The sequence below is a fragment of the Pseudomonas spirodelae genome (assembly GCF_034653255.1).
GTDB lineage: Bacteria > Pseudomonadota > Gammaproteobacteria > Pseudomonadales > Pseudomonadaceae > Aquipseudomonas > Aquipseudomonas spirodelae.
The window spans coordinates 53,969-65,664 of the sequence record NZ_JAYEET010000008.1 but is presented as its reverse complement, the minus strand read 5'-3'; the positions used below and the strand labels follow the sequence as shown (position 1 = coordinate 65,664).

Sequence of the window (11,696 nt, the reverse complement as noted above, 5' to 3'; positions counted from 1 at the left end):
GGCGCAGCAAGAGCGTCTTAGGTGGGCAGCAGTACAAAGAACTGCGTGCCTTGGCCCACCTGAGATTTCACCCCGATGTAACCGCCGTGCAATTGCACGATCTCTTTGCACAGCGCCAGGCCCAGGCCTGCACCGCCTTTCTTGCGGCTGACCTGTACGAATGGCTCGAAAATCCGCGCCTGTTGGCGAAAGGGAATGCCCTCACCATCGTCACTCACGCTCAGCTCGACGCGCTTATCCCGCCGGCGGGCACGCAGGTGCACCGTGCCGCCAGGGTGCGTATGCCGCAAGGCATTGCCGATCAGGTTGTCGAGCACCCGTTCGATTTGCAATGGATCGACCTGTAACAGCGGTAAGTCTTCTTCTGCTTCGAGGTGCAGAGCCACCTGCAACTGCGCCGCTTGCATGGTGAAACGCTGCTGGGTTAGCCGCAGCAACGGCTCGACGCTGCACTCGACTCGTTCAAGGCTTTGCAGGCCGTTCTGGTAACGCGAGAAATTCAGCAGGTCATTGATCAGGCGTAACAGGCGCTGCATTTCTTCATCCACGGTGCTGAGCAGGTCAGCCTCACGGCTGTCCTCGGGGTATTGCATGCGCTCCTGCAGCAGCGAGAACGCCATCAGCATGCCGGTCACTGGGGTGCGCAGCTCGTGGGAGGCGCGCAGCACAAACTCACTGCGCACCCGCTCGAACGCGCGTTGTTCGGTGACATCGCGCAGCACCATCACCGCGCCGGAGGGGCGTTCGCCGTCGTGGCTGACCGCTGCGAGGCTGTAGGCCAAAAGGCGCTGCTCACCCTCGATGTCGACCTGCAGGTCATCCAACGCCTCTTCCAGCGGTTTGCCTTGTAGCACCCGGTGCAACTGGGTTTGCAGGTCTGAGTGCTGCAGGGTCAAAGCGGCGCGTTGGCCGAGTTGGCTTGCGTCCCAGGCCAACTGGCGTTGCGCCACCGGGTTGAAGTGTTCGACGTCACCTTGGCGATCGAAGATCAGCAGGCCATCGTCGATGCTGTCGAGGACCGCGTTAAGGCGTTGTTGCTCAGCTTTTAGGGCTTGGATATCACTGTTTTTAAAGGCCCGCAGCGCTTCGGCCATTAAGCCGAAGCGCTGGCTCAGTGAGGCGATTTCGGTGACTGGGGGCGTGGGCAGGCTGACGTGAAAGTCGCCGCGGCCGATCTGGTCCGCGGCGATAGCCAGTTCCTCAATGGGTCGGCCAAGGCGGCGGGCAACGCTGTGTGCGGTGACAAAGCTGATCAATAACACCGCCAGGCCGATCAGGCCGAGCAGCGCGATAATCAGCCAGGTGCGTTCGCGAGCGTTCTGTTGCTCAAGATGCACCTGACTGACGTAATGCATTTGCATGTCATTGATGCGGTCGCGCAGCGCGCGCAGGGCCAGGGTGAAATCATCGTTTTTGAGCAGGTTGCGGCGTACCTCGGCGGGCGAGTCTAGAAATTTTTGATAGACGTCATAGGTGCGCTGGATCGCGATCACCGCCTGATGATCGTTGGCATTTGTAGAGTCGTCTGCGGCTTTGCGCAGCCATGCATTGAAGCGGGCATCCGAGGCTTTCAATGCTGGCCGGTCGAGCTTGTCGGCAATGATCAGGCTGACCTGGATGCCCATCTCTTGGCGCAGGCCGAGTGAGGCATCGATGATGTTCATGTTACGGGTCATGGCTTCATTTTGGCTTTTGCTCAGCTGCCAGATGCTGAACATGCCCAGCAGTAACCCGACCAATGCGGCCGTGACCAAGGCTCCACCGCTGATAAACAGCTGGTTACGCAACCTCACAGGTCGAGCTGCTTGCGTTTGCGGTACAGCGTTGAGGCGTCGATGCCCAGTGTTTTAGCGGCTTGGTCGAGCGTGCCGCTATTGGCCACTACCGCGCTGATATGGGCTTTCTCCAATGCCTCCAAGCTCATCTGCGCGCCGGCCTGCGGGCTGTTCAACTCGGTATTGGGGGTGAGCCCGAGGTGGCTGACCTGCACCTGCTCCTCTGCGCAGAGGATGCTGGCGCGCTCGACCACATTGCGTAATTCGCGAATGTTGCCAGGCCAGGCGTAGCTGAGCAGCGCCTCGCGCGCCGCATCACTGAAGGCCCGCACGGGGCGTGCATAGTCGCTGACAAAGCGCGCGAGAAAGCGCTCGGCCAGCACCATGATGTCTTCGCGGCGCTCGCGCAGCGCGGGCAGGGTCAGGGTGATGACATTTAAGCGGTACAGCAGGTCTTCACGGAACTGGCTTTGTTTGACCATCTCGTCGAGGTTGAGGTTGGTCGCCGCGACGATGCGCACATCCGCCTCGCGGGTTTGCGGGTCGCCAATGCGTTCATAGACCTTGTCCTGAATAAAGCGCAGCAGCTTCGGTTGCAGAGCCAGTGGGAAGTCGCCGATCTCATCGAGAAACAGGGTTCCGCCATCGGCCTGGCTGACCCGGCCCTGAGTGCTTTCGGTAGCCCCGGTAAACGAGCCGCGGTTGTGCCCGAACAGTTCGCTCTCCATCAACTCGGCGCTCAAGGAGGGGCAGTTGATGGTCACGCAGGATTTTTTCGCGCGCTTGCTCCAGCTGTGGATGGCCTGGGCCAGCTCCCCCTTGCCTGTGCCGGACTCGCCGAGAATCAGGATATTGGCATCGGTGTCGGCCACCTGCTTCGCGGTTTGCAGCACCGTCATCATGGCGGGGTTGTGCGAGTCCAACCCTTCGCCGGGCTTACGCGCATGGCCTTCGAGGTGCTCCAGGCGCTCGGCCATGTGCCGAGCTTCCAGCTGTTTGCTGGCAGCCAGGCGCAATTGCTCGGGGCTGCACGGCTTCACAAGGTAATCCGCGGCGCCCGCCTGGATGGCGTCCACGGCGGTGTCGATCGCGGAGTGCGCGGTAATCATCACCACGCGCATCCAGGGGGCTTGCACGCGCATGTGGGTGAGGACCTCCATGCCGTCGTTGTTGCCGAGGCGCAGGTCGAGAAAGCACAGATCAAACACCTGGCGCAGCAATAACGCGTCGGTTTGGGCGGCGCTGTTAGCGGTGCTGACCTGATAGCCCTGGTCTTCCAGGCAGTAACGGAAGGTGCGCAGGATGGCGGGCTCATCATCGACTAGCAGAATGCGACCGAGGGGCTGTGAAGAGGTGTTCATAGTGCTCTCCTTGGCGGGGGTACTGAGGCTTAGTCCGTGATCTGTCGTGCAAGTTGCACGGCGCAGAGTAGGCAATCATGCAGCTTGCACACTGGTCGGTTTCTTTTTGCTTCCATAAGTAATTGATTTTAATGGTTTTATTATTTTCTTATGGCCTGGCATGGGCCTTGCGACAGTGAGGTGTAAGTCGCCCACAGCGACACAGACACTGCAATCCATTGGAGGAACTGCCATGCATAAGTTAAAGACTCTGGCCTTGGCCACCGCGACCGCCGGGATGATCGCGCTGGTGCCGTTCAGCGCATTTGCCGCAGAGGGTGATATGAGCCGTGAGCTCAGTGCGGCTCGCCAGGAAGGCTCGGTGTGGACTGCATTCGCCCTCAATCGTCATCTCAACCCGTTCGCCATTGATGTGGATGTCGAGAACGGCACTGCGACCATCAGCGGCACCGTGGAAAATTCGGTCGAACGTGATTTGGCTGAGCAGATTGCCCTGGGTGTCGAGGGCGTAAACAAGGTCAACAACCAGCTCAAGCTGGACCCGAAGTTCGAGGCCAAAGCCAGCAGCGAACCGAATATGGCGCAGCGTTTTGAAGACGCCACGCTGGCGGCCACCGTTAAGTCCAAGCTGCTGTGGAACAGCAATACCGAGGGCCTGGACATCAATGTTGATGCCGAGAACGGCAAGGTGACCTTGAACGGTAGCGCGCAAACGCCGCAGGCCAAGGAGCTGGCGGGCCGCTTGGCCGCCAACACTGATGGCGTGCGTGAGGTGAGCAACCTGTTAAGCGTGAGCGCCGCCGACAGCACCGCGGCCAAGGCACAAGACGCGGCGGATGACGCGGCTGCGGCGATCAGTGATGCGTGGATTACCAGCAAGGTTAAATCCAGCCTGATCTACAGCCGCAACTTGGACGGCCTGAGCATCACCGTGGATACCCAGAACGGCATGGTCAACCTGAGCGGCCTGGTGCTGAGTAATGCCGAAAAACAATTGGCCGTAGAAACCGCGCGCAACATCCGTGGTGTGCGCGGCGTAGACGCTGATGCATTGCGCATCGAGAGCTAATTCAGCGGGCTGTCGCTTATCCGCGGCAGTCAACTTTTAAGGCGGTTACCGCCGCCGTTCCAGCCAGAGGAGCGTCACCATGACTGACAAAATCCAGCAACTGAACGAGCTGATTGAAATTACCCGTGACGGCCAGCGCTTTTATCAGCACGCCCACGACGAAGTGAAAGATGTGCGCTTGCAGGCGCTGTTCCGTGACATGTCACAGAACAAGACCGAGCTGATCCGCGCGCTGTCGGTAAAAGTCGCCGCCAACCAGCAGAAACCCGCTGACGGCGGCACCTTCATCGGCAAGCTGCGCCAAGTGTATGCCGATACCAAGGCCAACTTGGTCAGTGACACTGAGGCCACCTACGTGGCGCAACTGGAAGAGGCTGAAGACCGCATTCTGCATGCCTTTGAGGATGCGCTGGAAAGTGCCGAGCCGGGCGTGCAAGCCCTGCTCGCGGCCGAAATGCCCAAAGTGCGCGCCAGCCATGACCGCATGCGCAACCTGAAGCAGTCCATGCAGTAACAGCAAGCCCGGCCCGGTGTGGCCAGTGCTACACCGGGTCATCTCGCGCCGCGGCGCACACTTGAGTAGAGAAGGAGTTTCGCCATGTTGAGTTGGGCCATTACCTTTCTGATCATTGCCATCATCGCTGCCGTTCTGGGCTTTGGGGGTATCGCCGGCACCGCTACGGGTATCGCGAAGATTCTCTTCGTGGTGTTCCTGGTGATGTTTATCGTCTCCTTCATCATCGGCCGTCGGCCGCGCGGTTAAAGGAGTTCCCATGACCATCAAGACGCTGCTTGCCGCCCTGTTGCTGGGCGGCAGTGCGGCGGCTTTGGCCGCGGATACCGATGGCCAATTCCGCCTTAACGAACTGCTCGCCAGTGACCCGGCCTACCAGCAGAGCTGGCAGGAACTGGTTGAAGACGAAAGCCGTCTGCCGGAGTGGGTGCTCAACCTCAATGGTATCGCCAGCCCGATGCAGGGCCTGGAAGACGACGGCGACAAATACCTGGTCGGCCAGCTGTGCGAAGCGCAAAACTGCTTCAACCAGCGCCTTTATGTGGCCTTCAGCTGGGACAAGGACGACGCCTATGGCCTGTATGTGCACTTGCCCGACGGCCTGCCGGCGGACAAAGCCCCCAGCCAACATGCCACCCTGCGCTGGCTGGGCGAGCCGGACGAAGCGACTCAGCAGCTGCTGCAAGAGCAGCTGAAAAGCGACCCGAACTGGTATTAGTGGTGCGGCTGTGGGAGGGGCTTTAGCCGCGAGGCGTTCAGCGCCTTCAAGGTCAATCGCGGCTCAAACGGAGCGCCTCCCATATAACCTCGACATATCCCGCCCATACGCCACATGGGCGCGATGAAAAGCCCCAACACCACACCCCATCTGCATCAGCCGCGCTATCATCGCGCCCATTGATTGGGGAGAGACAGCATGCTCAACGGCCTGTGGCTGGGGTTTTTCGTGGTGGCGGCCATTGCCGGGCTGTCGCGCTGGTTACTCGGTGATGACCCAGCGGTATTTGCCGCCATGGTGGAAAGCCTGTTTGCCATGGCCAAGCTGTCGGTCGAGGTCATGGTGCTGCTGTTCGGCACCCTGACCCTGTGGCTCGGCCTGCTGCGTATCGCTGAAAAAGCCGGCCTGGTTGATGCTCTGGCGCGGATACTCGGCCCGCTGTTTGCGCGGCTGATGCCCGAGGTGCCGCGTGGTCATCCGGCTCTCGGTTTGATCACCATGAACTTCGCCGCCAATGGCCTGGGCCTGGACAACGCCGCCACGCCGATCGGCCTTAAAGCCATGCGCGCGCTGCAGACCCTCAACCCCAGCAGCACCACGGCCAGTAACGCGCAAATACTCTTTCTGGTACTGAATGCCTCGTCGTTGACCCTGTTGCCGGTGACCATCTTTATGTACCGCGCCCAACAGGGTGCGCCTGATCCAACCCTGGTATTCCTACCCATTCTGTTAGCCACCAGCGCCTCGACCCTGGTCGGCCTGCTGTCTGTGGCGCTGATGCAGCGCCTACGCCTCTGGGACCCGGTGGTGCTGGCCTACTTGGTGCCCGGCGCGCTGGCGCTGGGGGCCTTTATGGCGCTGCTCGCCGGCATGTCGGCGACGGCGCTGGCGGCCCTCTCGTCGCTGGCCGGCAACCTCACCCTGTTCGGCATCATCCTGCTGTTTCTGCTGATGGGCGCGTTGAAGAAAGTGCCGGTGTATGAGGAATTTATCGAAGGCGCGAAAGAAGGCTTCGATGTGGCCAAGAGCCTGCTGCCCTATCTGGTGGCCATGCTCTGCGCGATTGGTGTGCTGCGTGCGTCTGGCGCGCTGGAGTTTGGCCTCGACGGGATTCGCTGGCTGGTCGAGGCGATTGGCTGGGACACGCGCTTTGTTGAGGCGCTGCCCACGGCCATGGTCAAACCTTTCTCCGGCAGTGCGGCGCGCGCCATGCTGATTGAAACCATGCAAACCCAGGGTGTCGACAGCTTCCCCGCGTTGATCGCCGCCACGGTGCAGGGCAGCACGGAAACCACCTTCTATGTGCTGGCCGTATACTTCGGTGCGGTCGGCATTCAGCGCGTGCGGCATGCCGTGGGCTGTGCACTACTGGCCGAGTTTGCCGGTGTGGTAGCCGCCATATCCGTCTGCTACTGGTTCTTCGGTTAGGTATACGGCAACGCTCTGCTGCGCGTCGGCCCTGCGGCGTTAAAAACGGGCTTGCAAGGCTCTAGCTCAAGAGATCTCAGATAGGTTTATCTGATGGTTACTCCACCACCTTAAACCGCAGCACCCCAATCATCTGCCCGGCCTCGGTCAGCACCTGCACCTGCCAGCGGCCCACGGCATCGGCCGGGAAGTTCTGTTTGTGGGTCCAGGCGCGATAGCCTTCTTTGCGCCCGCCGTGGATATTCAGGGCGATGCGCTCGACTTCGCCGCCATCGCGGCGCCACACGTGATAAATCCGCTCATTCAACCCACGCGGTGCGTTGATCGCGGTGTAGGCGAACAGGCCCTGGCTGCGCAGTTGCGCCACGCTCAATTGCTTGATGCTTTCGCCCGGCGCGCGGTTCTGGTTGTCGAATTCGCTGGTGACCGCCACCTCGGCCAGCCACAGGGTCGCGGGCGGCACCCAGACGCGTACCAGCCAGCCGCCAGCACCTATCGCCAGGGTCATCCCAACCAGCAGCAAGCCACGCCACCAGCGTTGCACGGTGATGATCGTGAACAGTGAGGGAAACGACAGAATCACCGCCGCTGCCAGCGCTAGCTGATAGCTCTGCGGCGTGGTCAGTTTGAAGATAATCGGCAGCGCCGTGAGCAGCACGGCGAACAGCGCCAGGGTGTGATAGGCGAGAAACAGCCAGCGCTTGGGCGCCAGCCACTTGTAGTACAACGGGTCGATGATCGAGATCAGCGCCGCGCAAGCCAGTAGGCCGCTGAACAGCAACTGGCCGCTGTTCCAGGTGGTGGTGATAAAGAAGAACGGCAGAACGAAAAACAGGCTCTCCTGGTGGATCATCTGCGTGGCGTAGCGCAACAGTGGCGGCGGCAACTCGAAGCCGAACCACTGGGCGATGCGCTCGCGCAGGATGTTTTCCATGATCAGCCACAGCCAGCTGACCAGCATCACTAATGCCAGCACCCGCGCCAGTTCGGCCTGGCGCTCGACCAGCAGAAAGCTCGCCAGCCCCGAGGCAAAGCCGAAGATCGCGACCAACCCGGGGTTACGTTGTACCAGAGCGATCAGTTTGAAAAACTGTTGTTTCAGTGCGGGCATGGCTTGACTCGATTATTCCGACCAGACGGCCAGACGGTTGCCGCTGGGGTCTTTGAACTCAAAGCGCCGGCCACCGGGGAAACTGAAGATTGCCTGAGTGATCTGCCCACCCGCTGAGGCTACCTGGGCACACACGCCTTGCAGATCGGTGGCGTAAATCACCACCAGCGGCCCGCACCCCACAGTGCTGTCGGTGGTAAAGCCGCCCGTCATGCGTCCGTCGGTAAAGCTGCTGTAGTGCGGGCCATAGTCGGTAAAGCGCCAGCCGAAGACCTGCTCATAGAACTGCTTGAGCGCCGGTAGGTCGACGGCAGCGAACTCGATGTAGTCGATACGCAGGTTCTGTTCGGTTTGGCTCATGGTCGCTATCCCTAGGCGAACGATCGGGCGCAGAGCATAGCGCGCCCAGCACACCAGGGCGTAAGCATCTGTCGCCTTTGGCCACAGTGTTTGGCCAGCCTTGCCACTGCCTCCCCGCACCGCAGCCGATAGCCTGCAATGGGTAAATACAGTCGGCAAAAACGCAGCCCCGCGTGCCACGTGGCCGCGCTGCATAGGGAGAGGTTAATGCGCGTTTTGATCACCGGAGCGGCTGGCTATATCGGCCAGCAACTGCTTAACCAACTGGCTATTCAGCAGCCGCAGTGGACACTGATTGCCGCCGATATTCGCCCGCAGAACCGCGCGGGAATGAAGCTGAATATCGAGCCGGTGCTGCTCGATATCAGCCAGTCGGCGGCGGTGGAAAACTGCATAGCGACCTGGCAACCCCAGGCTGTCGTGCACCTGGCTTCGGTGGTCACCCCACCGCCCGGCATGAGCGAAGCGCACTTGCATGCCATTGATGTTGGCGGCACCCAGGCGCTGATCCGCGCGGCGGCGGCCCATGGCGTTGAACAGCTGATCTTCACCAGCTCCGGCGCCGCCTATGGCTATGACCCGCAAAACGCCGAGTGGCTGGACGAAGACCAACCGCTACGTGGCCACGCCGACTTTGCCTATGCCAAGCACAAGCGCGAAGTGGAGCAACTGCTGGCCGAGGCACGGGTGCAGCACCCGCAGCTCAAGCAGCTGGTGCTGCGTCCCGGCACCATTTTGGGCAAACGGGTAAACAATCAGATTACCGAGCTGTTTAAGCAACGCGCTGTGCTGGGCATCCGTGGTAGTGACAGCCGCTTCGTATTTATCTGGGATCAGGATGTGGTGGACATCATCTGCCGCGGCCTGCGCCAGCAGAGCGCCGGCATCTTCAACTTGGCCGGCGACGGCGCGCTGTCACTCAAGGACATCGCCGAACTGCTCGGTAAACCGTATCGCGTCCTGCCAGCCTGGCTGATCCGCGCCGCATTACGCGTGCTGAAACCCCTCGGCCTCAGCCCCTACGGCCCGGAGCAGGTGGATTTTCTGCGTTATCGCCCGGTGCTGAGCAATCGTCGGCTTAAACAGGAATTCGGCTTTAGCCCACGCTACAGCTCGCGCGAGGCGTTTTTAGCGTTCTTGCGGGCGCAGGGGCTTTGAGGTGCTAGAGCGCTTTCTGCCGAGCGCGATACTCGCCTGGCGTGAGCCCGGTCCATTGGCGAAACGCGCGGAAGAATACGCTGGGTTCCGAATAGCCCAGCAGCAGGGCAATTTCTGCGGCGGGTAAGTCGCCACTGCTCAGGTGCTGTTCGGCCAGTTGTCGGCGGGTGTCGTTGAGCAGTTGTTGGTAGTGGCAGCCTTCTTCGGCCAGGCGCCGCTGCAGGGTGCGCTCGCTCAGGTGTAGGTGGCGCGCCAGTTCGCTGCGGTCCGGTTCGCCGCGCGCCAACTGCTCGCCCAGCAAGGCCACCACACGGGCGCTCAGCCCGGCGCTGGGCAGCCGCGCGAGTAGGGCTTCGGCATGCTGGCGCAACAGCGTTTGCAACGGTGGGTTGGCCTGGATCAGCGGCGCGCTGGCCAGGCGGCGTGGCAGGACAATGCCGTAATCACTGGCGGAAAACTGCAACGGGCAGGCGAAGATCGCGGTGTAGCTGTCCAGTACGGGCGGCTGCGGGTGCACAAATTGCGCGCGCAGCAGCTGCCAGTCATCCAGCAACGGATGCAGCATCTGCACCCAGCAGGCCATCAGTGCCAAGACGCGGGTACGGGTAGCGGGTAGCTCGGGGTGCAGCGGGCGATAGAGCAGTTGCAGTTCATCGCCCTGTTCGTGCAATTGCACTTCGCCGCCTTCGCCCACCAGACGCTGATAGCGCCGCCCGGCGTCCAGCGCATCACCTAATGTGGGGCTACTTTGCAGCAGGTAACCGAGCACGCTGAACGGGCCGGGGGCGAGGTTGCAACCCAGGGCCAGGCCGGGTTCGGCTTGTTCGATGCGGCTGAGGTGTTGCCACAGCTGTTCCTGGGTGGCGAAAGGCACGCGGGCATCGGGGTCACTGAGCTGGCTGTCGCTGAGCGCGCATGCACTCATCAATTGGCTGCGATCAATGCCCAGGCGGCTGGCGGCATGCAGCACCGCGAGGGTGATGCTGGCGCTAACCGAGGTGTGGGGTGAGTCGAGCGAGTGTTTGAGCATGGCCTGATTCTGCCCAAAGCCGCGGCTCGGCGGTAGCGATATGACGCTCGGCGAGCGGGGCAATAAATACCTGGTTACCAGCGTTGTTCGCTATTACGTCGTGCAACCTGCGCCTGAGCGGTTAGACTCTTGTCCTTCCGGGCGCACTCAAAAGGGGCGTGCGGGTCCAAAATAAACAGAAAAGGAGAACTCCCATGAAAGGTAAATCCCTGGCATGGGCCCTGTCAGCTGCACTCGCGGGTATTACCCTGAGCAGCGCCGTACAGGCCGAAGAACAATTCGTGACCATTGGCACCGGCGGTCAAACCGGCGTTTATTACGTGGCTGGTCAATCTATCTGCCGTTTCCTCAACCGTGGCGCAGCTGACCACGGTATCAAGTGCAACGCTCCAGCCAGTGGCGGCGGCGTGGCCAACGTTAACGGTATCCGCAGCGGCGAATTCAACTTCGGCATCATGCAGTCGGACCACCAGTTCAAGGCGATGAAAGGCGTAACCCCGTTCGAGAAAGAAGGCGCGATGGATGACATCCGCGCGGTGTTCTCGCTGCAGAGCGAAGTGTTCACCATTCTCGCTCGCCGTGACGCCAATATCGCCAGCTTTGATGACCTCAAAGGCAAGCGTGTCAACATCGGTAACCCAGGTTCCGGTCAGCGCGACACCCTGGAAGAAATCATGCAGGTCAAAGGTTGGGACCGTTCGGCGTTCTCCCTGGCCGCTGAGTTGAAGCCAGCTGAGCAAGCCTCGGCGCTGGGCGACAACAACATCGATGCGATGACCTACTTCGTTGGTCATCCGAATGGCGCGATCCAGGAAGCCACCACCACCACCGACGCGGTCCTGGTGCCGGTGACCGGCGCTGAAATCGACAAACTGCTGGCGGCGAAGAGCTACTACACCAAGGCTGAGATCCCAGGCGGCGTGTACAAGGGCAACGATGCACCGACTCCGTCGATCGGCGGCAAGGCTGTGCTGTCTACCTCGGCCAAGGCCAGCCCGGAAGTGGTTTACCAGCTGGTTAAGTCGGTGTTCGACAACATTGATCGCTTCAAGCGTCTGCACCCTGCATTTGCCGACCTGAAAGAAGCAGACATGATCAAAGTCGGCCTCAGTGCGCCGCTGCACGAAGGTGCTGTGCGTTACTACAAAGAGCGCGGCTGGCTGTAAAATCTG

At 61.1% G+C, this 11,696-nt stretch carries 12 protein-coding genes; 7 read left to right on the top strand and 5 right to left on the bottom strand.

What is annotated here, in order from left to right:
* Positions 1–17: 17 nt before the first annotated feature.
* Together SOP97_RS03075 and algB are read right to left on the bottom strand one after the other, a co-directional pair.
* Positions 18–1,793, bottom strand: a complete 1,776-nt coding sequence (locus SOP97_RS03075; RefSeq protein WP_322948193.1) for an ATP-binding protein — start codon at positions 1,791–1,793, stop codon at positions 18–20.
* Complete coding sequence (gene algB / locus SOP97_RS03070; RefSeq protein ID WP_322948192.1) at positions 1,790–3,136, bottom strand: sigma-54-dependent response regulator transcription factor AlgB; 1,347 nt, start codon at positions 3,134–3,136, stop codon at positions 1,790–1,792. The genes SOP97_RS03075 and algB overlap by 4 nt, the downstream gene beginning before the upstream one ends.
* Before the next feature lie 232 nt (positions 3,137–3,368).
* Here algB and SOP97_RS03065 point away from each other — a divergent pair, with 232 nt between their 5' ends.
* The 5 genes from SOP97_RS03065 (at position 3,369) to SOP97_RS03045 (ending at position 6,865) form a co-directional block, all read left to right on the top strand.
* The gene (locus SOP97_RS03065) at positions 3,369–4,205 is read left to right on the top strand and encodes a BON domain-containing protein (protein WP_322948191.1); all 837 of its coding nucleotides are present in this window, start codon (positions 3,369–3,371) and stop codon (positions 4,203–4,205) included.
* A 79-nt stretch (positions 4,206–4,284) separates the two neighbouring features.
* Positions 4,285–4,719: a ferritin-like domain-containing protein gene (locus SOP97_RS03060; RefSeq protein WP_274087371.1), complete on the top strand. Its 435-nt coding sequence runs from the start codon at positions 4,285–4,287 to the stop codon at positions 4,717–4,719.
* A gap of 84 nt (positions 4,720–4,803) precedes the next feature.
* Positions 4,804–4,968 (top strand): DUF1328 domain-containing protein, encoded by a 165-nt coding sequence (locus SOP97_RS03055; protein WP_274087370.1) that lies wholly within the window; start codon positions 4,804–4,806, stop codon positions 4,966–4,968.
* Between the two features lie 10 nt (positions 4,969–4,978).
* Entirely contained in the window at positions 4,979–5,437 is a 459-nt protein-coding gene (locus SOP97_RS03050) for an inhibitor of vertebrate lysozyme family protein (protein WP_322948190.1), read from the top strand.
* Positions 5,438–5,635: 198 nt separating this feature from the next.
* Positions 5,636–6,865, top strand: coding sequence for a nucleoside recognition domain-containing protein (locus SOP97_RS03045; RefSeq protein ID WP_322948189.1), 1,230 nt, complete (start codon positions 5,636–5,638; stop codon positions 6,863–6,865).
* Positions 6,866–6,962: 97 nt separating this feature from the next.
* Here the strand turns inward: SOP97_RS03045 and SOP97_RS03040 are convergent, their stop codons facing one another.
* Both SOP97_RS03040 and SOP97_RS03035 read right to left on the bottom strand, forming a co-directional pair.
* On the bottom strand, positions 6,963–7,976 hold the full coding sequence (locus SOP97_RS03040; RefSeq protein ID WP_322948188.1) for a DUF5924 family protein: 1,014 nt from the start codon (positions 7,974–7,976) through the stop codon (positions 6,963–6,965).
* Between the two features lie 12 nt (positions 7,977–7,988).
* Positions 7,989–8,336: a VOC family protein gene (locus tag SOP97_RS03035; RefSeq protein WP_322948187.1), complete on the bottom strand. Its 348-nt coding sequence runs from the start codon at positions 8,334–8,336 to the stop codon at positions 7,989–7,991.
* Positions 8,337–8,543: 207 nt separating this feature from the next.
* On the opposite strand from SOP97_RS03035, the gene SOP97_RS03030 reads away from it, so the two are divergent.
* Positions 8,544–9,494 (top strand): SDR family oxidoreductase, encoded by a 951-nt coding sequence (locus SOP97_RS03030; protein ID WP_322948186.1) that lies wholly within the window; start codon positions 8,544–8,546, stop codon positions 9,492–9,494.
* Positions 9,495–9,498: 4 nt separating this feature from the next.
* On the opposite strand, the gene SOP97_RS03025 is transcribed toward SOP97_RS03030, so the two are convergent.
* Positions 9,499–10,524: an AraC family transcriptional regulator gene (locus tag SOP97_RS03025; RefSeq protein ID WP_274087364.1), complete on the bottom strand. Its 1,026-nt coding sequence runs from the start codon at positions 10,522–10,524 to the stop codon at positions 9,499–9,501.
* Positions 10,525–10,718: 194 nt separating this feature from the next.
* Between SOP97_RS03025 and SOP97_RS03020 the strand changes: the two genes are divergently transcribed.
* Positions 10,719–11,690, top strand: a complete 972-nt coding sequence (locus tag SOP97_RS03020; RefSeq protein ID WP_274087363.1) for a TAXI family TRAP transporter solute-binding subunit — start codon at positions 10,719–10,721, stop codon at positions 11,688–11,690.
* Positions 11,691–11,696: the final 6 nt, after the last annotated feature.

Coding starts and splice junctions, on each gene's coding strand:
- SOP97_RS03035 (WP_322948187.1), bottom strand. CDS start 8,336: ATGAGCCAAACCGAACAGAACCTGCGTATCGACTACATCGAGTTCGCT.
- SOP97_RS03050 (WP_322948190.1), top strand. CDS start 4,979: ATGACCATCAAGACGCTGCTTGCCGCCCTGTTGCTGGGCGGCAGTGCG.
- algB (WP_322948192.1), bottom strand. CDS start 3,136: ATGAACACCTCTTCACAGCCCCTCGGTCGCATTCTGCTAGTCGATGAT.
- SOP97_RS03040 (WP_322948188.1), bottom strand. CDS start 7,976: ATGCCCGCACTGAAACAACAGTTTTTCAAACTGATCGCTCTGGTACAA.
- SOP97_RS03025 (WP_274087364.1), bottom strand. CDS start 10,524: ATGCTCAAACACTCGCTCGACTCACCCCACACCTCGGTTAGCGCCAGC.
- SOP97_RS03060 (WP_274087371.1), top strand. CDS start 4,285: ATGACTGACAAAATCCAGCAACTGAACGAGCTGATTGAAATTACCCGT.
- SOP97_RS03055 (WP_274087370.1), top strand. CDS start 4,804: ATGTTGAGTTGGGCCATTACCTTTCTGATCATTGCCATCATCGCTGCC.
- SOP97_RS03045 (WP_322948189.1), top strand. CDS start 5,636: ATGCTCAACGGCCTGTGGCTGGGGTTTTTCGTGGTGGCGGCCATTGCC.
- SOP97_RS03065 (WP_322948191.1), top strand. CDS start 3,369: ATGCATAAGTTAAAGACTCTGGCCTTGGCCACCGCGACCGCCGGGATG.
- SOP97_RS03030 (WP_322948186.1), top strand. CDS start 8,544: ATGCGCGTTTTGATCACCGGAGCGGCTGGCTATATCGGCCAGCAACTG.
- SOP97_RS03020 (WP_274087363.1), top strand. CDS start 10,719: ATGAAAGGTAAATCCCTGGCATGGGCCCTGTCAGCTGCACTCGCGGGT.